We start from the raw sequence: 25,712 nt of genomic DNA, 5'->3' as shown, positions 1-25,712 counted from the left end.
GGCGTACGCCATCTGGCGTACGCCAGATGGCAGTACGTTCGATGCCAACACGCCGGCCCGGCCCGTGCCGATCAATCGATCTCGCGCACCTCGATCCCGCGCGCGGCCAGCATGGAGAAATAGCGGGCCGGCGGGATGCACTCGTCGGGAGTGTGCACCCCCGGTTCGATGGCACCGGACATCTGCAGCAGGCCGGTGATCGCGAGCGTGTAACCGGTGGTCCGCATCATGGCGGTGATGCCGTGTTTCGCGTCGTACCGATCGACCACTTCCCAGGCCCGTGCGCGACGTACGCCGTCCTTCGTGCCCGTGACCACGACACGCAACGCCACGAGATCGGGCTTGCCTTTGCGCAGCGCCCCACCCGCCACCTTCACGAACACATCGCGCGGCACGACCTGCTGTCCCTTCACATCCACGGGCTCCAGCCCCAGCAGCCCCAGATCGCGGATGCTGCGCATGATCGCCGCATGACCGGGATACCGCAGCGTCTTGTATTCCATGACGGGAATCTTCCCCGCATAGCGGTACACCATCGTGGAAAGCCCGCCGGCCGTGTGGAAGGCTTCGAGCGTGCCCACTGGCGCGTCGAACGTCACGTCTTCCAGTTCCGACAGCGCGTGGACCGTGGACGGCTGCCCATCGCGCACCACCAGCGAGGGCGTGGTGTAATAATCCACCATCCCTTCGATGGAGTACGCGATCTGGTACCCCAGTGGCGGTTCGGGCACCTGCGGCAGGCCGCCGACGAACAACTTCACCGATTCCACGGTGTCGAACTGATCGATGCCGTGCTGGGCGATCACGTTCACCATGCCGGGGGCGAGACCGGTGTCGGGAATCACCGAGATACCCTTGGCGCGCGCCGCGGCGTCGAGTTGCTTCTGCTCCTGGACGATCGCGGTGTTGCCACCGAGATCGGCAAAATGCACACCGGCCTCCACGGCCAGGCGTGCGAGAACACCGTTGAAGTAGTAGGGGATGGCGCTCAACACGCCGTCGCACTGTGCAAACGCCGCACGCACGGCCCGCTCATCGCGCACATCCAGCGCCATGGGGACGAGCCGGGCATCGGCCACCTGCTGCAGAAACGGCGGCAACACGGGACGCTGCAGATCCGCGAGCATCACCTGCTTCACCGCGGGATCATTGAGCAGGTCAAACGCACACGCGGTGCCTTGCAGCCCCGCACCAAGAACCAACACACGCATCGAGGAACTCCGGTATGGAGAAGCTGGATCGGAACAGTGTTTCTCCGAAGCTAACCACATCGCCCGATCAGTGGCGAGAACGGCTGCTCGATTCCCCGGAACAGATCGGCCATGTACTGACATGGGTCAGGCGCGTGGCCGTGATCGGGATCAAGACGCGCGAAGCGGGGGGCCCGGCGTACACGGTGCCGGCGTACATGCAGCGGGTGGGCTACGATATCGTACCCGTACCGGTGTATTACCCCGAGGTGACCGAAATCCTCGGCGTGCCGGTGCATCGCACGCTCGCCACCGTGGACCCGCCGGCCGATATGGTCCAGCTATTCCGGCGCTCCGAGGACGTGGCAAAGCACGTCGATGAGATTCTCGCCGCCGAGCCTTCCGTGGTGTGGATGCAGCTCGGTATCCGGAATGATGCCGTGGCGGAACGCCTGGCACGCGCCGGCATTCTCGTGGTGCAGGATCACTGCGTGCAGGTCGAGCTCAGGAACGTGGCGCATCCGGCGCAGGGGATTCCGCCGTTGCCGTGATCGATTGTCCGGTTGGCGCTTTGAGCGGCATCACGAGCCCCGCCACCATCAGCTCCACCGTGTCGGCCGCCGCGGCGACGATCTGATTGACCCGCCCGAGCGCGTCGCGGTAGACGCGCCCGAGCGGCGTTGGCGGCACCACGCCAAGCCCGACTTCGTTGCTGACGAGAATCCAGCGCACCGACGTGGTGCGCTGCATCAGTGCCGTCAATGCGGCGGCCTGCTCCGCCATGCGTCCCTCGATGTCCGTCGCGTCGTCGGACGCCAGCAGCAGATTGCTGACCCACAGCGTGAGACAGTCGATCACGATCACACGTGGGGATTCCGCCGCGATGGCCAGCGCGGCCTCCAGTGTGGCGACGAGCGCCACCGGTTCCTCGATGGTGTGCCATCGTTCCGCACGCTCGGCCCGATGGGCCGCGATACGACGCGTCATTTCGTCGTCGAATGCCTGCGCAGTGGCCACGAACCACAGGACATCGGTGGTGTCGGGATGTCCGGTTTTCGGTTCCACGAAGGATTCCGCCAACGCGAGGGCCCGGGCGCTCTTCCCCGCGCGCACACCCCCCAGCAGCAGCGTGATCGATGATCCCGATGACAGGGATGACGTATCGGACATGGACATCGGAATCGTCAGCGGGTTGGCGGTGTGAGATCCAGCATGGACAAAATCGCATCCATGTCGAGATTGCCACACACGTTCGTGGCCAGGCGGTCGAGTGCATCGTCGATGGAGACCGGAGCGCGCGGATGCGGCAACACGACGCCTTTGCGATCGGCCAGGCGCGTCAGCAACGCCCGGCGCAGTGCATCGTGCTCCAGTGCGCCGTGCAGATAGGTGCCCACCACCAGGCCATTGGCTGAACATACCCCGTCGTCCGATTCCCCCGCGGCGCTGGTGAGACGAAACAGAGGCGGCAGCGCCTCCGCCGTCGCGACCGGCGTGGTGCGTCCCATGTGAATCTCATAGGCGTCGAAGGGGGCGGTGCGGCCGGCATCGGCGGTCACATCATCGATTGCACTCGGGCCGGCATCGAGAGCCCACAGACCGTGTGATCCCACGGCCCGCGCCTTCACGCGACGGGTGACCTTCTTCGCCTCGAAATGCGTCTCCACCGGGAGCAGCCCCAGACCGGCCGCCTCTCCACGCTGTTCGACACCCTCGGCATCGACGATGCGTTCGCCGAGCATCTGCAAGCCACCGCAGATCCCGAGCACGGGACGTTGAGCGGCGGCGTGCGCGAGAATGCAGACATCGAGTTCCTGTGCGCGCAGCCATGCGAGATCGCCGAGCGTGGACTTGGTGCCGGGAACGATGACGAGATCCGGCGCCCCGAATTCCGCGGCACGACCCACGAACCGTACCCTCACGCCGGGTTCGTTGATGAGCGGCTGGAACTCGTCGAGATTGGCCACACGCGGCAGGCGCATCACCGCGATATCGAGCAGTGCCCCGGCGGCCGTGCCCGGACGTGTCACTCCCTCCGCGTCTGCAGCCGCACGTGTGTCTGCGCCTGCCCGGTCCTCCGCCGCCCGCCACTCGAGTGCATCCTCTTCGGGCACATCGGTGAGATCGAGCCACGGCAGCACACCGATGGTGGGCACGCCGGTGCGTTCCTCGAGCATCGCGAAGCCGGGATCGAGCAGCGACGGATCGCCGCGGAACTTGTTGATCACGAAGGCGCGGATGAGCGCACGTTCCTCCGGTTGCAGCAGCGCATGCGTGCCGTACAACGACGCGAACACGCCGCCACGTTCGATGTCACCCACCAACAGCACCGGCGCTCCGGCATGGCGGGCCACGCGCATGTTCACGATGTCGTATTGCGCGAGATTGATTTCCGCCGGACTGCCGGCCCCTTCCACGATCACCACGTCGCAGGTGGCGCGCAGACGATCGAGCGCATCGGTGACGATGGGCCACAGATGCTGCTTGCGGGCGTAATAGTCGACGGCATCGGCGGTCAGCCAGGGTTCGCCCAGCACCACCACCTGCGACGTGCGATCGCTCTGCGGCTTGAGCAGCACCGGATTCATGTCCACCGTCACCGGCACCCGCGCGGCCACCGCCTGCATGGCCTGCGCCCGTCCCACTTCGCGCCCGTCAGCCGTGACCGCGGCGTTGTTGGACATGTTCTGTGCCTTGAACGGTGCCACACGATAGCCCGCGTTGGCGAACCAGCGACACAACGCCGCCACCACGGTGGTCTTGCCGGCGTGTGACGAGGTGCCCTGCACCATCAGCACACGGCCGAGTGGCGGCGTGTGACCATCCCGCCTGTGGTCGACCGATGTGTGATCGACCGACGTGTGGTCCTCTGGCGTGTCACAATCCTGATGCTGGCGCGATGCCAACGGAGTCATTGGCGGGTCGGATGGAGACATGCGCGCAGCATCTCCGGCCGCTGGCGTCAGCGCAAGTGTCGCGCGTACGAAGTGCCCTTGCGTCGGCAATCCGTGAGTCACTATCGTGAACACTTACAATCGATCCACACGAACGGGTCTTTGTTGGAAGCCGGTGCAATGCCGGCGCGGCCCCGCCACTGTATGAGGCTCTGTCACGCGTTCACCCGCGAGACAGAACACGGCGACTTCTACGCAGTACCCACTGGAGCTCCGGCTCCGGGAAGGGAGAAGTCGACCGCCTCGAGCCAGGAGACCGATCCGTTCGTTCCCGCTTCAAATCCTCGAGGGAGGACTGCGGGGCCGTCCGCATCGGTCGGACGCACCCCGTGCGTCGATGGATGTCCGCCGCCCCCCGCTCCCGTCCCTCTCGTTCCCCGAGACCGGACGGGTTCGTGTTTTACGGGTTCCTGTGTTCAGGCTGGCGTCTTCTCACATGCCGCGGCACCACCGCACGGCTGGGCATCGTGCTCGCCATGGGGGCATTCGGCATCGGCGCGTGCACACCGGAACGTGCAGGTCGGGAGAACGCCCGTGCGAACACCGGGGCGAACGCTCCGGGCACCGATCCCCGTGCTTCCGCGTCGTCCTCCACGGCTCTGACCGTCGTCGACGGTGCCGGTCGCACCGTCACCCTCGCGCAGCCCGCACAGCGGGTCGTCTCGCTCATTCCGAGCGCCACCGAAACACTCATCGCGCTTGGAGCCGGCCCGCAGCTGGTGGCACGCACACGCTTCGACGTGGCACCCGAAGTCCAGCACCTGCCGCTCGTCGGCGGCAGTGTCGATCCCAGCATCGAGATGATCGTGTCGCTCAAGCCCGATCTCGTCGTGTCGTGGGAAAGCGACAAACGGCAGGCGTTCGGTGAGCGATTGGCCACGATCGGCATTCCGGTCTTCATGCTGCGCACCCAGGACACCAGCGACGTGTTCCATGGGCTGGCCAGTCTTGGCACACTCACCGGGCACGATGCCGACGCCGCCCGCGTCTTGAAAACACTGCGTGCGCAACTCGCCGCGGTGCGCACGTCGGTGGAATCCCTCCCGGTGCCCCGGATCATGTACGTGGTGTTCAACGATCCGCCCATGACGGCCGGACCGAACACCTTCATCGGACAACTCATCTCGCTGGCCGGCGGACGTTCGATCTTCGCGGACGCCACCAGCAACTGGCCCAACGTGCCGATGGAGGAGATCGTCCGTCGCGATCCCGACATCGTCATCGTTCCCGTCGGAGAGTTCAAGGCGCAGGCGCTCACCCGTCTGCGCGTCATGCAGGGATGGCGCAACCTGCGCGCGATTCGTGAAGGGCGGGTGGTCGCGGTGCCCGCCAATCTGCTCAGCCGTCCCAGTCCCAACATCGGACTCGCCGCGGAAGTGTTGCGGAGCGCGATGCATCCGCAGTTCCCGTCGCCCGTACCCGAGCCGGACTCGATTCCGGACATGGCCCCCAACAAGGCCCCCATCTCCGACGGCATCAGGAGATGACCCGTGCGGCATCTCTCGCCTGGCGGGTCACCCTGCTCGGCATCCTGCTCGTCCTCACGCTGCTCACGGCGCTCCGGCTCGGGGCGGTGCAACTCACCAGCAGTGAAGTGGTGCATGCCTTGCTGGGTGATGGCGACATCGCGCACGTGAACATCCTGCACGAATTGCGACTGCCGCGGGCCTTTCAGGCCGCGCTGGTAGGTGCCGCGCTGGCCCTGAGCGGAACGACGTATCAGGCATTGCTGCGCAATCCGCTCGCCGAACCGTACGTGCTGGGTGTTTCGAGCGGCGCGGCGTTCGGCGCGGTGCTCAGTGTGGTGACGGGCTGGTCGCTGCATTTCGTCTGGGCTCTGCCCTCGACGGCGTTCGTCGGTGCGGTGTTGTCGATGCTGCTCGTGTTCCGCATCGCGTATTCGGTGGGGCAGCGCCTCGACACCCGGGTCCTGCTGCTCGCCGGCGTGGTGGTGGGCGCTTTTCTGTCGGCCTGCATCTGGCTCGTGCTCACGTTCGCCAACGACGAGTCGGTGCGCACGGCGATCTACTGGATGATGGGCAGCCATTCGGGGGCTTCGTGGCGCTCCGTGACGGTGCTCGCGGTGACGGTGTTGCCGGCTTTCGTGGTGCTGCTGTGGCTGGCGCGCGCCCTCAACCTGCTCGCGATCGGTGAAGCGACGGCCGCCTATCTCGGCATCGAGGTGGAGCGCGCCAAATGGATCGCCTTCTTCACCGCGACGCTGCTCACCGCGGTCTCGGTGTCGATGAGCGGTACGATCGGCTTCGTGGGGCTCGTCGTGCCACATGCGCTGCGTCTGGTCTGGGGCGGAGACAATCAGATGCTGATCCCCACGGCGGGGCTGGCCGGTGCGGTCTTTCTGGTGGCGGCCGATACCGCCGCGCGTACCGTGGCCGGTGCCAACGAACTGCCGATCGGTGTCGTGACCGCCCTCGTGGGTGTACCGTGTTTCGTGTGGTTGCTGCGTCGACCCGCCAGTCAGCGGGTGCTCTGATGCCCGGGACCACGCTCGCCCCGGCAACGTCGGAATGGGTGCTGTCCGATGTCGATTTCCGTCACCCGGGCGCCGACCATGCGACCCTGCACGACGTGTCCCTCACGATCGACGCCGGATTGCTCACGGTCATCATCGGCCCCAATGGTGCGGGCAAGAGCACCCTCATGCAGTTGCTGCTGGGCGTGGCGCTGCCCGCACGCGGACGCGTGCAGTTCCGCGCGCGTGATGTGCATCAGTGGCCGAGGTTGTCGCTCGCGCGGGAGATCGGCGTGGTCCCGCAGGGTGAGGCGGAACCCCTGTTCACCGTACGGGACACCGTGGCGATGGGGCGGTATCCCCATCTGGGAGCCTGGCAGCGTGAAGGTCCCACGGATGTGGCCGCGATCGAACGCGCCATGCGACAGTGTGATGTGCAGCAGTTCGCGCAGCGCTGGGTCTCCACGTTGTCCGGCGGTGAACGTCAGCGGGTACGCGTGGCCCGCGCACTGGCGCAGGAAACCCGCGTGATCGTGCTGGACGAACCCACCACCTATCTCGATATCCGCCACGAGATGGTGATGTTCGAGCAGGTGCGCCATCTCCGCGAGGAGGGAGTCACGGTGGTGCTCGTGACGCACAATCTCAATCTCGCGGCGCGGTATGCGGACCGTCTCGTGCTGTTGAATGAAGGCACCGTCGTGGCGAGCGGTCCGGCAGCCGACGTGCTCACCGCGGCGCGGGTGGCATCGGTATACGACTGGCCCGTGGACATCGAATGGCACCGCGATGGCGCGCCCCAGGTGGTGCCGCGGCGCGGCGTCGCGCAGGAGTCGTCACGATGAGGCGCCGTGCGATGAGGCGCAGCGCGATGACGCGCCGGGTACCGATGGCGACGATGATGCCGCGGGCGCTGTGGACGCTGCTGGTCCTGATGACGCTTCCCATTCTGTCGCTGCAGGCGCAGGTGAGCGGGGAAATACGCGGACGCATCACGGATGCCTCGACGGGACGCCCGGTGGCCGACGCCCGCGTGGAACTCGACGGGCCGGGTCTCGCGGCCCGCACCGGTGTCGACGGCGCCTATCTCCTGCGCAGCCTGGAACCGCGGCTGTATCGCGTCACTGTCCGTGCGCTGGGGTTCGTATCCCGCACGGAAGAAGTGGGCGTGCAGAACGCGCGGGCCACATCACTCGATGTGACGCTCGAACCCATGGCTCCGGTGCTCGAGCGCATGGTGGTGCAGGCCACGCGCGATACCGTTGCTCCCAACGCGACCACTTTCACACGCTCGACCATCGAAGCGTCGGGCCAGCGCGATCTGGGCGATCTGCTGCAGATCACGCCCGGGGTGGTGGTCACCCGTTCCGGCGGCCCCGGACAGCCGGCGCGGGTGTCCATCCGCGGATCGTCGTCCAATCAGGTGCTCATCCTGCTGGATGGCGTGCCGCTCAACTCCGCCATCTCCGGTGCCGCCGATCTGTCGGCCATTCCGCTCGAGAACATCGAACGGGTCACGGTGCTCACCGGCGCCCAATCGGCGCGTTACGGCCCGCGCGCCATGGCCGGCGTGATCGAGATCGTCACCCGCCGGTCGCAACAGGAACGTTCGATCCTGGCGCGCGTGGGCGCACTCGGAGAGTGGGGCGTGGCCGGCACCCTCGGCACCACCGTGCAGCGCGGCAACGGTTCGCGCAGCGCTTCGCTGGGCGTCGATCACCGCACCGTGCGCGGTGACTTCTCCTATCCGCTGCCGGCACTGCGCGGCGGTGGCCGGGCCGATCGTCTCAACGCCGACGCCACCACCACCCAGATCGTCGCCAGCAGTGGCGTCGACATCGGCAATCGTCAGTTCACGATACGCGGCAGTTATGGCAACACCGATCGGGGGATGGCCGGCTCGATCATCCAACCGTCGCGCAGTGGCCGTCAGGATTTCTCCCGGTTGAATGGCGGCGCCACGGCGCAGTGGAGTCCCGGCCGCTGGGTCGTGGCGTCCACGGCCGACGTCACCCGCGAACGCGGCCGCTACACGGACCCCTCACCGCCATTCGGTCAGGCCTTTGCCGATACGGTGTCGGCCACCGGTCTCACCGTGACATCGTCGGCGACCGCGACGTGGCACCCGATGACCACCGCGGCCGGTATCGAAGTGCGTCATCTCGCACTCACGAGCAACAATCTCGCGGCCAATGCTCCCGATGGGCAAACGCTCGCCGGCGCCTGGTTCAATGCCCGCGCGGAACGCACGCTGGACAACGGCGCACGTCCCACCCGACTGCTCGCCGATCTCGCGCTGCGTGTGGACCACAGCTCGTTGCTCACGGGCGCATCGCTGTCTCCCCGCTTCATGCTGCGCACCGAACGGGGACCAGCAGCCGTGAGCGTGTCGTACGGCGCCGGCTTCGCGCCACCCACCATCGCCGATCAGTTCTTCCACGAAGGGGTGCAGGTGCGGGCCAATCCCTCGCTGCGCCCCGAACGTACGAAACACGATCTCGAAGCCCGGGCGGGTCTGCGTGACGTGACGACCGGACCACTGCACTGGACCGCCGAAGCCGCGGCGTTCCGCTCCGATGTCCAGGGCATGATCCTCTGGTTCCCCGACTTCCGGTTCATCTGGAGTCCGAACAACTACGACGTGCATCGCCGGGGATGGGAAGCGCGCAGCGGTCTGCGCATTCCGGCGGCGCATCTCGAGTTCCAGGGCACGCTCGACCACACCGATGTCACCTACGCGGGTGGTGTGCTCACCGGGCAGGTGGTCTATCGCCCGCAGGTCACCGCGTCGCTGCAATCGTCGCTGTCGCTCGCCGCGTCACGTCTCGATGTCGTCACCCGCCATGTCGGCACGCGCCGCACGGCACCGGGTTCGATGCTCAACGCCCTTGCCCCCTATCGGATGACCGACATGCGCCTGTCGACGTCGGCCCGCCGGGGCGGCTGGATGTTCTCGCCGATGCTGTCCGTCGAGAACCTGTTCAATCGCGATGCCGCGATGCTCGTGGACTACCCCTTCCCCACCCGCCTGTGGAGCATCTCGCTCCGCGTGCGGCGGGCTTCTTCTCCCACGCCCTGATTCCGATTCCTTCGATGCGTCTTCTCAGCGTTCGTCATCTGCTTTCGTCACGCCGCCTCGCGGCCATGGCCCTGTTGGCCCTCACTGCCGCGTGCAGTGACGACAAGCTCACCGAGCCGGAACCCGCCCCGGGCTTCCTGGGCGGTGTCGCCGGCAATCGTGAGATCGGCTTGGTCGTGAACTCCGGCAGCAAGTCGATCACCATGTTCCAGCTCGGATCGCCCACCACCACGGTGCAGATCCCGCTCGGTTCGAGCACCACGGTCACGCCCATCGGCTTCTCGCTGCGCGGACGCAAGGCCGCCGTGCCACTCGGCAACGCCGCCAGTGTCGCCATCGTGAACCTCGAAACGGCCACCGTCGGCCGCTTCTTCACGTTCCCCAACGGCAACACCACCGGATCGGTGTGGGCCAACGACACCACCGTGTTCGTCGCCAACACGAACACCAACAAGATCGGCCGCGTCTATCTCAATCAGACCTCCACGGACATCACGGCCACGGCGGATGTCGCACCGGCGCCCACAGCCATGGCGTATGCGGCCGGACGGGTGCTCGCGATCTCCGGCAACCTCGCCAACTATGTGCCGATCGGTGAGGGCATCGTGACGGCCATCAATCCGAGCACGATGGCCGTGCTGGGCACCGTGCAGACGGGCGGCACCAATCCGAACGAAGCCACCGTGGGCCCCGATGGTCTGCTGTACGTGGTCAACACCGGCGACTATGTGGCGCAGGGCAGCCTGGCCATCATCGACCCGGCCACCATGACCCGCGTAGCGCTCATTCCCAACATGGGTGTCGGCCCCGGCCACATCACGATCGATGCCAACGGCATGGCGTACATCTCGAGCTTCTCGAACGCCACGCTCGTGTGGAACACGCGTACACGCGCCTTCGTGCGGGGACCCGACAATCCGGTGTGCGCGAAGCGCGCGAGCACGGGCGCATGCCGCGGAGCCTCGTCCACATCGGCCGGTGCCGATGGTCGCATCTACCAGGCATTCTTCGGCAGCAACTCGCAGGGACTCGCGCCATACACGTTCGTGTACGATGCGACCACCTTCGCGCTCCGTGACAGCATCGCGGTCGGCTCGGGTCCCATGTCGCTGACCATCCGCACGTTCTGAGTGCGGTACTTCTGAGTGGAGTACCCGGGTGCCACGCGGGGAGTTGCGCTCGTCGCGCTCCTCGCGGACCTGACGCTTGGAGAGCCACCGGACCGCCTGCACCCCACGGTGTGGATGGGCCGGTGGCTCGGCTACATGCGCGCCCGCGAAAAACGGCGCGCGGCCATGTCTCACGACACAACGAGCCGGGCCTTCGGTCACGGAGTGCTGACGCTCGCCGGGGGACTGGTGCTCACGACGGCCGTTGCCGGCACGGCCGCGCTGTTGCTGGCCACGATCGGCGCACGGGGCTTCGTCACCGTTTCCGATCTCCCGGCACGACTGACACGCATCGCCGCCGAGGGCACGGCGCTCAAACCCGCACTGGCCGTGCGTTCCCTACTGCAGGCCGCCGAGATGGTGCGCGCCGCCCTCGAGGCGGACGATGTGCACGAAGCCCGTCGCCTGCTGGCGTGGCATCTGGTCTCACGCAGCACGCACGATCTCGCACCCCACGAGATCGCCGGCGCCACCATCGCTTCACTGGCCGAGAATCTGAGCGACAGCGTGATCGCTCCACTCCTTGCTTATCGCTGCGCCGGCCTGTCGGGTGCGTACGCCTATCGTTTCGTGAATACGGCCGACGCCATGCTCGGCTATCGCACCGCGGAACTCGAATGGTTCGGCAAGCCGTCGGCACGCACCGACGATCTGCTCAATCTGATGCCCGCCCGATTGAGCGCGCCGGTGATCGCACTCGTTGCCACCGGTGTATCGGGTCTGGGGTTGGGTGCGGCGTGGCGCGCCCTGCGTTGTGCGATGACGGATGCGTCGCACACTCCGAGCCCCAATGGGGGCTGGCCGATGGCGGCCATGGCCGGCGCACTCGGCGTGCGCCTCGAAAAGCGCGGACACTACGTCCTGAATGCGGAGGGGCGCGCGCCAACCACGCGCGACATCACCCGCGCCCGCCGGATCGTGCTCGGAGCCTCTCTGATGACCGTACTGGGCATCGAACTCTCGTTCCCCGCGTTCGCCTGACGCATCCGACCACGCGTACATCGCCAATGCCCCGTCCCCGTCCCGAGATTCTGCACACCCCCGCCGCGATGCACGGCGGACAGGCCGCGCTGTCATCCACGGCGCCGTCGCCGATGGCATCGTCACCGATGGCATTGCCGCCCATCGCGACCATCGACTTCAGCGTGTGCCTCAATGCCTTCGGCCCCGCGGCGAATGTGAGGGCGGCTATCGCCGCCTGCGCCGTCGACGAGTATCCCGACCCCACGAGCCGCGCGGCACGTGCTGCCGCCGCCACACACTGGCATCGTCCCATCGAGGAGATCGTGCTCGGCGCGGGTTCCGTCGAGCTGATTCAGGCGACCTGCTTCGCCTACGTCAGGCCCGGTGACGCGGTACTCGTGGCCACGCCCTGTTTTGCGGAGTACGCACGCGCCGCGGCGCTCTGCGGAGCCACGGTGAAGAGCAGTACTTCGCTGGACGAACTGCGTCGGCAGATCGAGCCGGGCGTGCGCATGGTGTTCGTCGCCTCGCCATCGAGCCCGATGGGCCTGCAGATGTCCCCATCGGTTCTGCACGACCTCGCCGATGCCTGCGCGGCGGTCGATGCGCTCCTGATGCTCGACCAGGCCTACGATGGTTTCACCGCACAGCCACTCGGTACTCCGGCGCTGGCCGGTCATGCACATGTGGTGCATCTGCGGTCGATGACCAAGGAGCACGCGATCGCCAATGTGCGCGTCGCCTTTGCGATTGCTCCGCCCGATGTGACGGAGGCCATCGAGCGTGCACGCGTTCCCTGGGCTGCATCGGGCGCGGCGCAGGCGGCGGCGATCGCCGCGCTGTCGTCCGAAGCGCGTGCACATGCTCACACCACCACGACGCGACTTCGCAACGAGGCGGCACGCATCCGCCACGCGCTCATGGAACAGGACTTCGAGGTACCTCCCTCCGACACGCACTATCTGCTCGTGTCCTGCGGCGATGCCACGCGTGTCCGGAACTGGCTGTTGGAGCACCACGGCCTGCTCGTACGCGATGGCACGTCGTTCGGACTCGCCAGTCAGGTGCGCATCGCCGCCCGACGCCCGGAAGAAAACGACACCCTGATCGATGCGTTCGCGCATCTCCGTTCCACCCTCATGACGAGCCAGCCATGACCGATCTCGATTCCACCGAACAGGACGAACTGGAACCCCGCACCGACCCACTCGCCGCACCCAAGACGGCCGTGGCCGCCAATGGCCGCAAGGTGCCAACACCGAAGCAGAAACGGCCGGGTGCGTACCGCGTGCCGCCGCGCAAGGATCGCCACGGCCTGCTCATCGTGAACACCGGGCATGGCAAGGGCAAAACCACCGCGGCCCTGGGTCTCATGCTACGCGCCTACGGACGCGACATGAGTGTCGCCATGTACCAGTTCGTGAAGCGACTCAACAACACCGGCGAGCACCGCATCGCACGCAGGCTCGGAATCGACATGGTTGCACTCGGCGCCGGATGCACACTCGATCGCGCCGATGTCACCGACGACACCAGTCGCGCCCGTGCCGGTTGGGACCTGTGTGCGCAGCATCTCGCCGCCGGAACGTACGACGTGCTCCTTCTCGACGAACTCACCCTGCCGCTCAAGTGGGGATGGCTGGACGAGGCCGCGGTGATCCGCGCCCTGCAGGAGCGTCCGGCCGGAACTCACGTGGTGATCACCGGCCGCGATGCGTCGCAGGCACTCATCGACGCCGCCGATCTCGTCACCGACATGCAGGTCGTCAAGCACCCGCTGCGGGAGCAGGGAATCAAGGCCCAGGGAGGCATCGACGTATGAGCACCGATCGCGCCACACGCAAAGGCCTGCTGATCGTCAACACCGGCAACGGCAAAGGCAAGTCCACGGCGGCCCTTGGCATTCTCGTGCGTGCCGCCGGTTACGATTTTTCCATCGGCATGTTCCAGTTCATCAAGAGCGCGGAAACGCGATACGGCGAACACATTGCCGCCGAGGAACTGGGCATCGACATCGTGCCCCTGGGCGACGGATTCACCTGGCTCTCCGACAACATCGACGCCGACCGCGCGCTGGCCGAAAAGGGCTGGCAGCGTGTGCAGGAGGTGATCGAGTCGCAGGCGTTCGACATCCTCATCCTTGACGAGCTCACCTACTGTCTCACGTATGGCTGGCTGGACGAGACGAAGGTGCTCGATGTGCTGCGCCGGCGGCCGTCGTGGATGCATGTCGTCGTCACCGGCCGCAATGCATCACCGGCACTCATTGAGCTCGCCGATCTCGTCACGGAGATGCATCTGGTGAAACATCCCTACCGGGAGAAAGGCGTCCCCGCACAACCGGGCATCGAACTGTGAGTGCATCGCCGCGCGTGGCGGAGTCCGGCACGCGCATTCTGCTCGTGCGGCACGGTGAGACCGCCCACAACGCCGCGGGCCGCTGTCAGGGACGTCTCGATGTGCCAATGAGTGCGCGCGGCGAGATGCAGATCCGCCGTCTCGCCGCCCGTCTCGAAGCCAGCGGGGTGTTGCGGCAACTGTCGGCAGCGTACACCTCGCCGCTCACACGATCGTGGCGGGCAGCGCAGATGCTGATGGATGCCCGCGTCGATGAACATGCCACGGTCATCGTCGAGGACGACGATCTCGTCGAACTCGACTACGGATCGTGGCAGGGTACGACACCATCCGAGTGGCCGCCGGGTGCGCATCGGCAGTGGCAGCTCGACCCCTGGTCGATGACGTTTCCCGAGGGAGAGTCCCTGGCCGCGATGCGTACGCGCGCCCACCGGGCCCTCGCGCGCATCACGGCGGCACATCCGGGCCAGTCCGTGCTCGTCTCGGCGCATGGTCACATCAATCGGGTGATTCTGCTGGACGCGCTCCGGCATTCTCCGTTGGACTTCTGGTCCATCCGCCAGCACAACGCCGAGGCCTGGTGGATCGTCTGCACGCTGAACGCCGACGGACTGCCCGAATTCCTGTCCGCGGAGCGCGCGGAGGCGCCGGTGACGGAAGCGACCGCGCAACATGCCATCGACGGCAAGACCAAGCCGCTCGGTGCACTCGGGGTGCTCGAATCCACTGCCGTACGTCTCGCGCGGCTTCAGCAGACACTCTCCCCGCGTATCGAAGCCGCACGCATCTGCGTCTTCGGGGCCGATCATGGAGTCACCGCAGAGGGCGTGAGTGCCTATCCACGCGCCGTGACCGCCGAGATGATGCGCAACTTCGCGCGTGGCGGAGCAGCCATCAATGTGCTGGCCCGCGCCAACGCGCTCGATGTGGAAGTGATCGACGTCGGTGTCGATGCCGACCTGCCGGCGGACATGGACATCCAGCACGCCAGAGTACGACGCGGCTCGCGCAATCTGCTGCACGAGGGGGCACTCAGCGCCGGGGAACTGGACGCCGCGCTCGCGGTGGGCGCCGAAGCCGTACAGCGGGCGGTGCGGGCCGGCGTGGATGTGATCGGCCTGGGTGAAATGGGCATCGGCAACACCACGGCCGCCGCGGCGTTGCTGTCGGTGCTCACCGGACAGCCGAGCAGCCGGACCGTCGGTTCGGGCACGGGAGTGCATGGGGAGACCTTGGCACACAAACGCGCGGTCGTCGATGGCGCCCTCGCACGGCATGGGACACGCACCACGATCGACGATCGTGCCATCAGTGCACGCGAATGTCTGCGTCGACTCGGCGGACTCGAGCTGGCGGCCATGGCCGGCGCGGCACTCGCGGCGAAACGGCATCCCGTCGTCATTCTCGCGGATGGATTCATTTCCACCGTGTCGGTGCTGGCCGCGATCTGCATCGACCGGGAAACCGCCGGCGATGCGCATGACGGTGAACATGACAGTGCGCATATGGACGGGCGTGCGACGGCGCTCATGGATCAGATCTTTCTCTCCCATCGATCGACGGAGACCGGTCACGCCCTCGCGATCGACGCGCTGTCCATGCTGGCCGGCCGAACGCTGCGTCCCCTGCTCGATCTCGATATGCGTCTGGGTGAGGGCACCGGTGCGGCTCTGGCCGTACCGCTGCTGCGATCGGCGGCGGCGATCATGACCGACATGGCCACATTCAGCGAGGCCGGCGTCTCCACGGGCGACCATGAGGCCGCACATGGAGCTACCCCCGGAGCGACGTCGCCATGAGCCGGGAAACGAGTGGAACACCAGAACGCCCACACGGGAGCGTCCGCGCCGAACTGCGGGCCTTCGCGGCCGCCTTCACCTTCATGACCCGTATCCCGCTGGGGCGCTGGATCACACACGATCTGACCGACCTGCCGCGTTCGGCGGTCTGGTTTCCGCTCGTGGGCGCGGTGGTGGGCGCAACGGGAGCCGCCGGGCTGCTGCTGGCCCAGCGATGGTGGTCGCCCTTCGTCGCGGCGCTGCTGGCCACGATGATCACCGTGCGTCTCACCGGCGCCTTCCACGAAGACGCGCTGGCCGATGCGTTCGATGGATTCGGCGGCGGCTGGAGTGTCGAGCAGGTGCTGGCCATCATGAAGGACAGCCGCGTGGGTTCCTACGCTCTCGTCGGCATGATTCTGGTGGTGATCATGAAGTGCGCCCTGCTCGCCGATCTGGCCACCACGCCCATCGCCTCCGGACGCCCGTGGCATGGCCTGCCACTCGTCGCCAGCGCGCTCGTCTCCGCGCATGTGCTCGGACGCTGCAGCAGCATATGGCTCATGGCCGCACTGCCCTACGTGCGGCCTCCCAGCAGCACGGAACGCAGCAGCGCCGGCAAACCCTTCGTGGACGGAGTGGGAATCGGGCGTGTGACCACAGCCACGATCCAGACCGTGTTCCTCGTCTTTCTCTGTCTCGGCGCCATTGCCTGGATCCCGCTTCTGATCGCACTCTTGCTGACGACCGTTTCCGGACGCTATTTCCGCCAACGTATCGGAGGAATCACCGGGGACACGCTCGGTGCCGTCAATCAGCTTGTGGAGCTCGGTGTCTACCTGATACTGGCCGCGGCTCCCATACGGGGACTCTTCACGCCATGAGACGATGATCGAGCGGCTGTCCGGGGACGCGGCACATCCTCTGCGTCTGATCTTCGTTCGACATGCGGAGGCTGCGCATGCCGACGGACGCTGCATCGGGCACACCGATCTCGCGTTGTCGGAACGCGGGCGGATGTCGTTGACGGCCCTCACGGCGCCCAACGGCGGCCTGGCGCACGCGCTCGCCAATACGTTGCAGACGCTGGATGATGAACCGACCGACGCGATGGTGGTCACCAGCGACCTGCAGCGGGCCCACGAGACGGCGCTCGCCATCGCCACCCGATTCGATCTGCCACTTCTCACCGACCCGCGCCTGCGTGAGATGCACTTCGGCAACTGGGACGGACGCAACTGGCACGAACTCGAGGTCACCGAAGGAGCGGCCCTGCGCGAATGGATGGCCCAGTGGACCCGGCATGCACCGCCCGGCGGGGAGACGGTGGCCGATCTGGTGGCGCGCATGGAAAGCGCGCTGGAGACGTTTGGTACGCTGCCCTGTGACACGGTGGTGGTGGTGTCGCATGCGGGCTGGATTCGTGCGGCGCTATGCAAGCTCCGCGGCATTCCCTACACGCAGATGTTCGACATCCCGGTGGACCATCTCAGCGTGACCGTCTTCGAACTCGAGCGGCCGGGCGGCGTCGCAGCAAGCATGCCCCTGCCCTGATCCGCCCGGAGTTACATCCGCACGCGGTTGCGTCCTTCGGCTTTTGCGCGATAGAGCGCCGCATCGGCCCGGGCAAAGAGATCTTCCACGTTTTCGATGCGCGCGGCCGGAAACACCGCCACGCCCACCGACGCCGTCAGGCGCAGCGGTTCGTTCATCGAATCCCTGGCGAAGGGATGTTCCTCCACCGCGGCACGGATCCGTTCCGCAAACGCCACCGCGCCCCCGTCGTCGGTTTCGGGCAACAACACGAGGAATTCCTCGCCGCCATACCGCGCCGTGATGTCGCTGCCGCGGATGGTCTGATTGAGCAGCTGCCCCACATCGCGGAGCACATCGTCGCCCACGAGATGCCCGTAGGTGTCGTTCACCTTCTTGAAGTGATCGAGATCGATCATGAGCAGCGCCAGCGTGGAATCGTAGCGCAGCGCACGCTCCATCTCCGCCGTGATGCGTTCCGTCAGGGCCCGCCGGTTCAGCAATTGCGTGAGGGGATCGGTCTGCGCGAGCTGTTCGAGACGGGCATTGTCGGCCATGGTGCTCTCCACCATCTGCGCGCGCTGGATCACGGCCACCGCCGCCGTGATGACGGCCTGGGCAAATTCGAGATCGGCCGGCCCGAAACGTTCCTGCTCCCGCGTGCGACGCACGAGAAACACGCCGTACTGCCCACGATCGATGGAGAACGGCAGCGCGATCACCGAGCGGATCGACACTTCGATCCCTTCGATGCCCCACACCTGTCGCACACCCTCGTACAGCGGATGCGTTTCCAGATCCTCGACCAGCACGGGCTGCCCGCTCTCGAGCGCCGCCCGGATCTCGGGATACCGCTCGAGTTGCACCGAGAGATGCTGCAGGCCGGGATTCTCGAAGGCCGCCACCACCACGGCCTGCGCGTCGCCCGGACGCGCCAGCACCACCGAGCAGTGCGACACATTGAGCGCCCGGGCCGCGCGGCGCACGAGCAGATGAAACAGCTCGTTCACCGACAGGTCGCCGGTGACTTCGTGCAGGATGTCCACCAGCTTGCGCCGGCTGTCGGCGTCCTGCTGGGCGCGGGCCAGTGCTTCCTCGGTGCGCAGCAGGGCCATGCGCGTGGACCGCAGCAACGCCCCCATGCGCAGCTGGGCCTGGACGCGGGCCAGCAGTTCCTTGGGTCGATACGGCTTCCGGATGAAATCCGCCGCCCCCAGTCCCAGGGACTTCACCGACGCTTCCTCCGGCGGCTGCGCGGAGAGCATCAGCACCGGCAGATCGCGCCAGCGCTCCTCGCCCTTGATCCGCTCGAGCAGCTGACAGCCATCGGCGTCGGGCATCAGGATGTCGAGCAGCAGCAGATCCGGTGAACGCCGCTCGAGTTGCTCGAGACAGGCGTTCCCCCCATTGGCGGGAATGACATCATATCCGTTCTCCTGGAGCAACCAGGTCACGGACTGAAGAACTGCTTCGTCGTCGTCGGCTACCAGAATGCGCGACGTCGCCATTCCCGCTCCTCGAAAGGTCGGCGTGCGCCGGATGCGCACGCCCTGACGTTCACGCGACCACGTGCGACCACGTGAACCGCATGTCGATCACGTGACGATCACCTGTCGACCACGTTTACCTGCGACGACGGCGTCCTACTCGCCGTCACCACCCAGCTCCACCGGCGTGTCGCCTTCCTCGCCTTCGTTTTCCTTCTCGTCGGGGATGACCCGGGCCACCGCCGACACCACGTCCTGATCGTCGAGGGCCACCAGCTTCACGCCCTGGGCCGCCCGGCCGGTCACGCGGATCTCGCTCACCTTGCTGCGGATGGCGATGCCCTGGCGGGTCATCAGCATGAGCTCGTCCTCGGGCACGACCTCCATCAGCGCCACCACGTCGCCCGTCTTGGCGGTGCGGTTGAGCGTGAGAATGCCCTTGCCCCCGCGCTTCTGCACGCGGTACTCGCTCACCTCGCTGCACTTGCCCAACCCACGCTCGGTCACCACCAGCAGCGTGGCCTCGCGCTTGATCACGACCATCCCCACCAATTGGTCGGACGGACGGAGCTCGATTCCCTTCACCCCGGTGGTATCGCGGCCCATTTCGCGCACATCGCTCTCGTGGAACCGCACGGAGAGCCCGTGACGGGTGGCCAGCACCACGTCGTTGTTGCCACTCGTCACCTGCACGTCCATCAGCTCGTCGTCCTGCTCGATCTTGATGGCCTTGATGCCATTCACCCGCGGGTTCGAGTACTGCGACAGCGCCGTCTTCTTGACGGTGCCGTTCCGGGTGCAGAACAGCAGGAATTCCGTGTCCGAGAACTCCTTGGTGACCACGATGGACCGGATGCGTGTATCCGGCGTCACATTGATCAGGTTCACGATCGGCTTGCCGCGCGTGTTGCGTCCGGCCTGCGGCAGTTCGTGCACCTTGAGCCAGAAACAGCGCCCGTCATCGGTGAAGATGAGCATGTACGTGTGCGTACTCGCCACGTAGAAGTGCTCGATGAAATCGTTCTCCTTCAGGTCGGCGCTGGCCTTGCCGCGACCGCCCCGCCCCTGCCGGTTGTACAGCGACAGCGGCGTGCGCTTGATGTACCCGCCGTGGGTGATGGTCACGACCATCTCCTCCTCGGCGATCAGGTCCTCGATGGAGAACTCCCCTTCGTCGCTGACGATCTCCGTGCGCCGTTCGTCGCCGTACGTCTCCGAGACCTTGAGCAGTTCGCCCTTGAGAATATCCATGCGGCGCGGCTTCGACTCGAGGATGCCGCGCAGCTCCACGATGAACGTGCGCACCTCACGCAGCTCCTCCTCGAGCTTGTCGCGCTCGAGACCGGTGAGCTTGGCGAGCCGCAGGTTGAGGATGGCCTCGGCCTGACGCTCCGACAGCCCGAACCGCGCCTGGAGCTGCAGACTGGCCGTCGGGGTGTCCTCGGCCGCGCGGATGAGCGCGATCACCTCGTCGATGTTGTCGACGGCGATCTTGAGGCCTTCGAGGATGTGTTCGCGGTCGAGTGCCTTGTCGAGATCGAACTGGGTGCGCCGCACGATCACTTCATGACGGTGCCCGATGTAGTGATCGAGGCACTGCCGGAGGGTGAGCACCTTGGGCACGAGCTGACGCGTGTGCGGATCGGGCACCAGCGCCAGCATGATCACCCCGAACGTGCTCTGCATCGCGGTGTGCTTGTACAGCTGGTTCAGCACCACGCGTGGAATCGCATCGCGCTTGAGTTCGATCACGACACGCACGCCGTCCTTGTCGGACTCGTCGCGCAGGGCAGAGATCCCCGTGAGCTTCTGCTCGCGCACCAGCTCGGCGATGTCCGCCACGAGCTTGGCCTTGTTGACCTGGTAGGGCACTTCGGTCACGACGATCTGCGACTTGCCGCTCGACTCCTTCTCCTCGATGACCGCGCGCGCGCGCATGATGATACGCCCGCGGCCGGTGTCCTGGTAGTCGGCGATGCCCGCGCGGCCGTAGATGTATCCGCCGGTCGGGAAGTCGGGTCCCTTCACGTACTTGCGCAGCTCCGCGCCGGTGAGCTCCGGATTGTCGATCAGCGCCACCACGGCGCTGATGACCTCGCGCATGTTGTGCGGCGGGATGTTCGTCGCCATGCCGACGGCGATGCCGGTCGACCCGTTCACGAGCAGACTGGGGAACCCGGCGGGCAGCACCCGGGGTTCCTCGAGCCGGTCGTCGAAGTTCGGCGCAAAATCGACGGTGTTCTTGTCGATGTCGGTGAGCATCTCGATCGCGGCGCGGGTCAGACGCGCTTCGGTGTAGCGATACGCCGCGGCGCTGTCGCCGTCCATCGAGCCGAAGTTGCCCTGACCGTCCACCAGCGGATACCGCAGCGAGAAGTCCTGCACCATGCGCACCAGCGCGTCGTACACGCTGCTGTCGCCGTGCGGGTGATACTTGCCGAGCACGTCGCCGACCACCGTCGCGGACTTCTTGTACGGACGCCCCGGCAACAGTCCGAGCTCGTTCATCGCATACAGCACACGCCGATGCACGGGCTTGAGGCCATCCCGCACGTCCGGCAGGGCGCGCGACACGATGACGCTCATGGAGTAGTTGATGAACGATTCCTTGACCTCCTCGTCGATGAGGCGCGGCAGGATGCGTTCGCGGGCGTTCGGTGCGGTCATATCACGACGGGCAGAAGGTGCGGCCAATCCGGGTGGAACCTATGAAATTTAACCGCCGGTTTGCCCCGATTCACATGGGCAAACCGGCGGATTTTCGGCACGGCAGGTGGGGTCAGGCGGGGCGCGACGCCCTGTTCGCCGGTGCGTTTCCGCGGGTGCGTTCCCGCCCGATTCGCGCGCCGGCTACGTGGTCGCCCTGGCGGCGGCCCGGGCCATCGCGCGCTGGGCCGCACGGGCCGCCGCTTCGGCTTCCTCGGCGGCTTCCGCCGCCTCTTCCGAGCTCGCCTCGGCCAGCTCTTCCGCCTCTTCCGCCGCGGCTTCGGCATCGATGGCGCGACGTTCGGCACGATAGCGCTCGTACCACTCGCGCGTGATTTCCCCCGCCAGATCGCGGTTGCCGAGGCCGAAGGACAATGCCAGCGCCAGCGCCACCGCGCCGAACAGGATGGCGAACGCGGTGGTCACGATGTCCGTGGCGACACCCAGCTCCTGCAGCGCCATGAACACGGCCAGGACGATCACGCCGCCACGCCCCACGCGCGCCAGCCACGGACCGCCATACAGCCCGCCCGCCGACGCCATGATGAGACCACCCACGAAGCCGCCCAGCACGATGCCGAGAATGATGATCACGATCGCCGCGATCACGCTCGGGATGTAGCTCATGAGCTCCGTGAACACATTGGCCAGCGAATCGAGACCGATCGCACTGGCCGCGACGAGCAGCACGGCAAACATCACCACCCAGAACAGCAGGTTGGCGATGACCTTGGCGGGATTGAGATGCGAGCCGGAACGTTCGACGGCCTGCAGCACCCCACCACGCTCGAGCAGCTGATTCAGTCGCAGGCGACGCAGCAGGCGCGTCGTGCCTTTTTCCACGACCTTCGCCACGAGATAGCCGGCGAAGAGGATGACGAGCGCGCCGAACAGCGCGGGCACGAACTCACTGAGCAGCGAAAAACTCTGCTCGAGACGTTCGGCGAACGTGGTGGGGGTGGTGGCAGTGCCCGACATGTTCTGCATCGCGGCGTCGGCGAGCAGGAGTGAATCAGAAAACGGCGACGCGAACGGCTGAAACAAGGGAATCCGGAGAAAAGGCAGCGAAGCGGCAACCAGCAGCTACAAAACTAGTGGGACACGTGCGCGGACGCCTACAAGCGGGTGCCGCGCTTGACGTCGAAAATGGCGCTGCGCCGGCAGGACGGGCACAGCAGCCATTCGCGCTGCCGGTGATAGCCCAACCCGAACGACCCGCCGCCAATGGAGCGATGGGTCATCCGCACCTGACACCGCGGACACTCGGGCGTCTCGCCGGCCAGGACGGCGGCCCGGAGCGCCTTCTCTTCCTCGATCGAAAACCGCGCGGTTTCCGTCATCCACCCACCCTCATCCACCCATCCTGGAGATGCCCCGGGAGTACGCCGGTCTTCCGGCAGCCGCACTCAGAGCGTGACGACCACTTTGCCGAACTGCGCGCCCGACTGCAGGCGCTCGTAGGCCATGGGGGCCTGTTCGAGCGTCCAGACGGAATCCACGGGCGGCTGGAGCGAGCCGTGACGCAGGAATTCCGTCATCGCATCGAATTCGGCGTCGTTCCCCATGGTGGAGCCCATCAGGGTCCACTGGTTCCAGAACATCCGGCGCACGTCCACTTCCACCATGGGCCCCGACGTCCCGCCGCAGGTGACCAGGCGCCCCCGCTTGCCCAGCGCGATCAGCGACTGCGGCCACGTGGCCTCGCCCACCGAGTCGATGACGACATCCACGCCGCGCTTGTTGGTGCGGTTGCGGATGGTCTTGCCCAGATCGGGCTCGCGGTGATCCAGCAGATGGTCGGCCCCCAGGAACTGCGCGCGTTCGAGCTTCTGCGGGCTGCCCGACGTGACCCACACCGTCGCCCCGATGTGCTTGGCCACCTGCAACGCGGCCAGTGCCACGCCGCCGCCGATGCCCCAGATGAGCACCTGATCCTGCGGACGGACTTTGGCCCGGGTGACGATCATGCGCCACGCCGTGAGCGTGGCCAGCGGAAACGCCGCCGCCGTCTCCCACGGAATCCAGTCGGGGATGGTGCGCACGTTCGCCGCCGGCACCACCACGTACTCTGCCAGCGTGCCCGGCAGATGTTCACCCAGGATGCCGTAGCTGAGACAGAGCGGCTGGTCGCCGTCCTGACAGTACTCGCAGCGACACTCCCGGTTGACCACCCCGGGATTGATGATGACCCGGTCACCGGGCTTCACGCTGGTGACGGCGCTGCCCACCGATTCGACGGTGCCGGCCCCGTCAGAGCCCAACGGCCACCCGGGGATCATCCGGGAACCGGGGATCCCTTTCAGGACCCACAGATCGAGACGATTGAGCGCCGCCGCTTCGATCTTCACCCGGACCGAGTCGGGCGCCGTCAGGTTGGGTTCGCGCACATCCCGCACCACGAGCTGGTCGGGGCCGCCAAACGTGCTGAAAGTCAGAGCTCGCATGCGCGCAATCTAGTGGCAGGGGCGTGAGGTGAGACGGGTTCACCGGCGGGAGAGAGGGGCAGAAGACGGGGGGTGGGCAGCTTGCCGGTACGGCTCTCTATATTTCGACCTGCATGACCTGATTCGAAGCCGTTGCCCGGATGCCGTTCCGCGACACGGTTCTTCCATCGCTCTCCATCGCTCCGCCTCATGTCGTCCATCAAGGTTCCCCCACTCGGCGAGTCCATCGTCGAGGCGACCGTTTCGCGCTGGCTCAAGAAGGAGGGCGACGCCGTCGCCACCGGCGACACGCTGGTCGAGCTCGAAACGGACAAGATCACGGTTGAAGTGCCGGCGCTCGAATCGGGCGTGCTGACGGCGCGGGTCAAAGGCGAAGGTGATGTCGTGGCCGTTGGTGAGGTGCTGGGTGAGATCGCCGCGGGCGCGACTGCGAATGCGGCCGCCGCGGCACCGGCGCCCGCCGCGCCGGCAGCGGCTCCCACGCCGGCGGCTCCGGCAACACCTGCTGCCGTGGCCGCGCCAACCGCCGACGCCAAGGTGTCGCCGGCCGCGGCTCGACTGGCCACGGAAAGCGGGATCGACACCGCGTCGGTGGCGGGCACGGGCCGCGGTGGTGTGGTCTCCAAGGCCGATGTCGTGGACGCGATGCGCGCACCTGCCGCTCCGGTAGCCGCGGCTGCGCCAGCCCCTGCGGCGTCGACGCCGGCTCCCGGGTCGGCGGCGGGTCGCGAGACGCGCGAGAAGATGACCACGCGGCGCAAGCGCATCGCGGAGAATCTGCTGCAGTCGCAGCATGCCACGGCGCATCTGACGACGTTCAACGAGATCGACATGACCGCGATCACGGCCTTCCGTGAACGCATGAAGGAACGTGTCGAGAAGGAACAGGGCGTGAAGCTGTCGTTCATGCCGTTCTTCGCCAAGGCAGCCTGCCTGGCGCTCAAGGCGTACCCGCTGGTGAACGCACAGATCGATGGCGACACCATCGTCTACAAGCACTACGTGAACATGGGGATCGCCGTCGCCAGCGATGCGGGTCTCGTGGTGCCCAACGTCAAGGACGCCGACAGCAAGAGTGTCGTGGAGATCGGCAAGGACATCGGCGCCATCGCCAAGCGGGCCCGCGACGGCAAGCTGAGCATGGACGATCTCACCGGCGGCACGTTCACCATCACCAATGGCGGCGTGTTCGGTTCGCTCGTGTCCACGCCGATCATCAACTATCCGCAGTCGGGCATCCTTGGTCTGCACAAGATCCAGGACCGGCCCATCGCGGTGGACGGCAAGGTCGAGATCCGGCCGATGATGTACATCGCGCTGAGCTACGATCACCGGATCATCGACGGTCAGCAGGCCGTGTTGTTCCTGGTGCGCGTGAAGGAGCTCATGGAAGATCCGGCGGCGATGCTGGTGCTCTGAGCGCCGCACGATGGTTGGAGCTCTGTGAAGCGGGCAGCGCATTCCGGTGCGCTGCCCGTTCTTTTGATGCGAGTCGTGAGATTGAGGGGCGCCCTGCGGGCGCGATACCGGCAGGATGAACCGCGGATAACAGCAGGATTGGTCCCGTGCAGGCGGTGA

The 25,712-nt window shown here is 66.6% G+C and carries 22 protein-coding genes and 1 riboswitch; of the genes, 14 read left to right on the top strand and 8 right to left on the bottom strand.

The genetic code is table 11. From position 1 onward, the window contains the following. Positions 1-71: 71 nt before the first annotated feature. Positions 72-1,211, bottom strand: a complete 1,140-nt coding sequence (locus WG208_RS17825) for a saccharopine dehydrogenase C-terminal domain-containing protein (RefSeq protein ID WP_337172744.1) — start codon at positions 1,209-1,211, stop codon at positions 72-74. Positions 1,212-1,225: 14 nt separating this feature from the next. Here WG208_RS17825 and WG208_RS17820 point away from each other — a divergent pair, with 14 nt between their 5' ends. Beyond that, positions 1,226-1,741, top strand: a complete 516-nt coding sequence (locus WG208_RS17820) for a CoA-binding protein (protein ID WP_337172743.1) — start codon at positions 1,226-1,228, stop codon at positions 1,739-1,741. On the opposite strand, the gene cobU is transcribed toward WG208_RS17820, so the two are convergent. After that, on the bottom strand, positions 1,695-2,360 hold the full coding sequence (cobU, locus tag WG208_RS17815) for a bifunctional adenosylcobinamide kinase/adenosylcobinamide-phosphate guanylyltransferase (protein WP_337172742.1): 666 nt from the start codon (positions 2,358-2,360) through the stop codon (positions 1,695-1,697). The two genes, WG208_RS17820 and cobU, sit on opposite strands and share 47 nt — an antisense overlap. 14 nt (positions 2,361-2,374) lie before the next feature. Then, complete coding sequence (locus tag WG208_RS17810) at positions 2,375-3,982, bottom strand: cobyric acid synthase (RefSeq protein ID WP_345787016.1); 1,608 nt, start codon at positions 3,980-3,982, stop codon at positions 2,375-2,377. 269 nt (positions 3,983-4,251) lie between these two features. Further along, a riboswitch (cobalamin riboswitch) is annotated at positions 4,252-4,401 on the top strand. A gap of 138 nt (positions 4,402-4,539) precedes the next feature. Here WG208_RS17810 and WG208_RS17805 point away from each other — a divergent pair. The 12 genes from WG208_RS17805 to WG208_RS17750 are packed head-to-tail and all read left to right on the top strand — an operon-like array spanning position 4,540 to position 17,518. Next, positions 4,540-5,631, top strand: a complete 1,092-nt coding sequence (locus WG208_RS17805; protein ID WP_337172740.1) for a cobalamin-binding protein — start codon at positions 4,540-4,542, stop codon at positions 5,629-5,631. After that, positions 5,628-6,638, top strand: coding sequence for an iron ABC transporter permease (locus tag WG208_RS17800; protein WP_337172739.1), 1,011 nt, complete (start codon positions 5,628-5,630; stop codon positions 6,636-6,638). Before WG208_RS17805 ends, WG208_RS17800 begins: the two co-directional genes overlap by 4 nt. Then, positions 6,638-7,462 (top strand): ABC transporter ATP-binding protein, encoded by an 825-nt coding sequence (locus tag WG208_RS17795; RefSeq protein WP_337172738.1) that lies wholly within the window; start codon positions 6,638-6,640, stop codon positions 7,460-7,462. The genes WG208_RS17800 and WG208_RS17795 overlap by 1 nt, the downstream gene beginning before the upstream one ends. A 44-nt stretch (positions 7,463-7,506) precedes the next feature. Beyond that, positions 7,507-9,696 (top strand): TonB-dependent receptor plug domain-containing protein, encoded by a 2,190-nt coding sequence (locus WG208_RS17790; RefSeq protein WP_337172737.1) that lies wholly within the window; start codon positions 7,507-7,509, stop codon positions 9,694-9,696. A gap of 14 nt (positions 9,697-9,710) precedes the next feature. Further along, complete coding sequence (locus tag WG208_RS17785) at positions 9,711-10,826, top strand: hypothetical protein (RefSeq protein WP_337172736.1); 1,116 nt, start codon at positions 9,711-9,713, stop codon at positions 10,824-10,826. A 15-nt stretch (positions 10,827-10,841) separates the two neighbouring features. After that, positions 10,842-11,846 (top strand): adenosylcobinamide-phosphate synthase CbiB, encoded by a 1,005-nt coding sequence (gene cbiB / locus WG208_RS17780; protein ID WP_337172735.1) that lies wholly within the window; start codon positions 10,842-10,844, stop codon positions 11,844-11,846. Between the two features lie 26 nt (positions 11,847-11,872). Continuing rightward, the gene (locus tag WG208_RS17775; RefSeq protein ID WP_337172734.1) at positions 11,873-12,985 is read left to right on the top strand and encodes an aminotransferase class I/II-fold pyridoxal phosphate-dependent enzyme; all 1,113 of its coding nucleotides are present in this window, start codon (positions 11,873-11,875) and stop codon (positions 12,983-12,985) included. Beyond that, positions 12,982-13,650, top strand: a complete 669-nt coding sequence (gene cobO / locus WG208_RS17770; RefSeq protein WP_337172733.1) for a cob(I)yrinic acid a,c-diamide adenosyltransferase — start codon at positions 12,982-12,984, stop codon at positions 13,648-13,650. The genes WG208_RS17775 and cobO (WG208_RS17770) overlap by 4 nt, the downstream gene beginning before the upstream one ends. Next, the gene (cobO, locus tag WG208_RS17765) at positions 13,647-14,186 is read left to right on the top strand and encodes a cob(I)yrinic acid a,c-diamide adenosyltransferase (protein ID WP_337172732.1); all 540 of its coding nucleotides are present in this window, start codon (positions 13,647-13,649) and stop codon (positions 14,184-14,186) included. Before cobO (WG208_RS17770) ends, cobO (WG208_RS17765) begins: the two co-directional genes overlap by 4 nt. Continuing rightward, the gene (gene cobT / locus WG208_RS17760; RefSeq protein ID WP_337172731.1) at positions 14,183-15,985 is read left to right on the top strand and encodes a nicotinate-nucleotide--dimethylbenzimidazole phosphoribosyltransferase; all 1,803 of its coding nucleotides are present in this window, start codon (positions 14,183-14,185) and stop codon (positions 15,983-15,985) included. Before cobO (WG208_RS17765) ends, cobT begins: the two co-directional genes overlap by 4 nt. Continuing rightward, the gene (locus WG208_RS17755) at positions 15,982-16,848 is read left to right on the top strand and encodes an adenosylcobinamide-GDP ribazoletransferase (protein ID WP_337172730.1); all 867 of its coding nucleotides are present in this window, start codon (positions 15,982-15,984) and stop codon (positions 16,846-16,848) included. The genes cobT and WG208_RS17755 overlap by 4 nt, the downstream gene beginning before the upstream one ends. A 4-nt stretch (positions 16,849-16,852) precedes the next feature. Beyond that, positions 16,853-17,518, top strand: a complete 666-nt coding sequence (locus WG208_RS17750) for a histidine phosphatase family protein (protein ID WP_337172729.1) — start codon at positions 16,853-16,855, stop codon at positions 17,516-17,518. An 11-nt stretch (positions 17,519-17,529) separates the two neighbouring features. On the opposite strand, the gene WG208_RS17745 is transcribed toward WG208_RS17750, so the two are convergent. The 5 genes from WG208_RS17745 to WG208_RS17725 all read right to left on the bottom strand — a co-directional run bounded on the left by WG208_RS17745 (position 17,530) and on the right by WG208_RS17725 (position 24,134). After that, on the bottom strand, positions 17,530-19,005 hold the full coding sequence (locus WG208_RS17745; protein WP_337172728.1) for a diguanylate cyclase: 1,476 nt from the start codon (positions 19,003-19,005) through the stop codon (positions 17,530-17,532). Positions 19,006-19,140: 135 nt separating this feature from the next. Further along, entirely contained in the window at positions 19,141-21,651 is a 2,511-nt protein-coding gene (gyrA, locus tag WG208_RS17740) for a DNA gyrase subunit A (RefSeq protein WP_337172727.1), read from the bottom strand. Positions 21,652-21,834: 183 nt separating this feature from the next. After that, positions 21,835-22,734, bottom strand: coding sequence for a hypothetical protein (locus WG208_RS17735; RefSeq protein ID WP_337172726.1), 900 nt, complete (start codon positions 22,732-22,734; stop codon positions 21,835-21,837). A gap of 71 nt (positions 22,735-22,805) precedes the next feature. Then, positions 22,806-23,030 (bottom strand): hypothetical protein, encoded by a 225-nt coding sequence (locus WG208_RS17730; protein WP_337172725.1) that lies wholly within the window; start codon positions 23,028-23,030, stop codon positions 22,806-22,808. 66 nt (positions 23,031-23,096) lie between these two features. Then, entirely contained in the window at positions 23,097-24,134 is a 1,038-nt protein-coding gene (locus tag WG208_RS17725) for a zinc-binding dehydrogenase (protein WP_337172724.1), read from the bottom strand. Positions 24,135-24,323: 189 nt separating this feature from the next. On the opposite strand from WG208_RS17725, the gene odhB reads away from it, so the two are divergent. Further along, positions 24,324-25,553, top strand: a complete 1,230-nt coding sequence (gene odhB, locus WG208_RS17720) for a 2-oxoglutarate dehydrogenase complex dihydrolipoyllysine-residue succinyltransferase (protein ID WP_337172723.1) — start codon at positions 24,324-24,326, stop codon at positions 25,551-25,553. Positions 25,554-25,712 lie beyond the last annotated feature (159 nt).

The organism is Gemmatimonas aurantiaca, assembly GCF_037190085.1.
GTDB classification, from domain to species: Bacteria; Gemmatimonadota; Gemmatimonadetes; order Gemmatimonadales; family Gemmatimonadaceae; genus Gemmatimonas; species Gemmatimonas aurantiaca_A.
This window is presented reverse-complemented; position numbering and strand designations above follow the sequence as displayed.

Coding starts and splice junctions, on each gene's coding strand:
- WG208_RS17810 (WP_345787016.1), bottom strand. CDS start 3,982: ATGGTGCAGGGCACCTCGTCACACGCCGGCAAGACCACCGTGGTGGCG.
- gyrA (WP_337172727.1), bottom strand. CDS start 21,651: ATGACCGCACCGAACGCCCGCGAACGCATCCTGCCGCGCCTCATCGAC.
- WG208_RS17745 (WP_337172728.1), bottom strand. CDS start 19,005: ATGGCGACGTCGCGCATTCTGGTAGCCGACGACGACGAAGCAGTTCTT.
- WG208_RS17750 (WP_337172729.1), top strand. CDS start 16,853: ATGATCGAGCGGCTGTCCGGGGACGCGGCACATCCTCTGCGTCTGATC.
- WG208_RS17775 (WP_337172734.1), top strand. CDS start 11,873: ATGCCCCGTCCCCGTCCCGAGATTCTGCACACCCCCGCCGCGATGCAC.
- WG208_RS17785 (WP_337172736.1), top strand. CDS start 9,711: ATGCGTCTTCTCAGCGTTCGTCATCTGCTTTCGTCACGCCGCCTCGCG.
- WG208_RS17730 (WP_337172725.1), bottom strand. CDS start 23,030: ATGACGGAAACCGCGCGGTTTTCGATCGAGGAAGAGAAGGCGCTCCGG.
- WG208_RS17725 (WP_337172724.1), bottom strand. CDS start 24,134: ATGCGAGCTCTGACTTTCAGCACGTTTGGCGGCCCCGACCAGCTCGTG.
- WG208_RS17800 (WP_337172739.1), top strand. CDS start 5,628: ATGACCCGTGCGGCATCTCTCGCCTGGCGGGTCACCCTGCTCGGCATC.
- WG208_RS17795 (WP_337172738.1), top strand. CDS start 6,638: ATGCCCGGGACCACGCTCGCCCCGGCAACGTCGGAATGGGTGCTGTCC.
- cobU (WP_337172742.1), bottom strand. CDS start 2,360: ATGTCCGATACGTCATCCCTGTCATCGGGATCATCGATCACGCTGCTG.
- WG208_RS17825 (WP_337172744.1), bottom strand. CDS start 1,211: ATGCGTGTGTTGGTTCTTGGTGCGGGGCTGCAAGGCACCGCGTGTGCG.
- WG208_RS17755 (WP_337172730.1), top strand. CDS start 15,982: ATGAGCCGGGAAACGAGTGGAACACCAGAACGCCCACACGGGAGCGTC.
- WG208_RS17820 (WP_337172743.1), top strand. CDS start 1,226: ATGGAGAAGCTGGATCGGAACAGTGTTTCTCCGAAGCTAACCACATCG.
- cobO (WP_337172732.1), top strand. CDS start 13,647: ATGAGCACCGATCGCGCCACACGCAAAGGCCTGCTGATCGTCAACACC.
- cobO (WP_337172733.1), top strand. CDS start 12,982: ATGACCGATCTCGATTCCACCGAACAGGACGAACTGGAACCCCGCACC.
- odhB (WP_337172723.1), top strand. CDS start 24,324: ATGTCGTCCATCAAGGTTCCCCCACTCGGCGAGTCCATCGTCGAGGCG.
- WG208_RS17790 (WP_337172737.1), top strand. CDS start 7,507: ATGGCGACGATGATGCCGCGGGCGCTGTGGACGCTGCTGGTCCTGATG.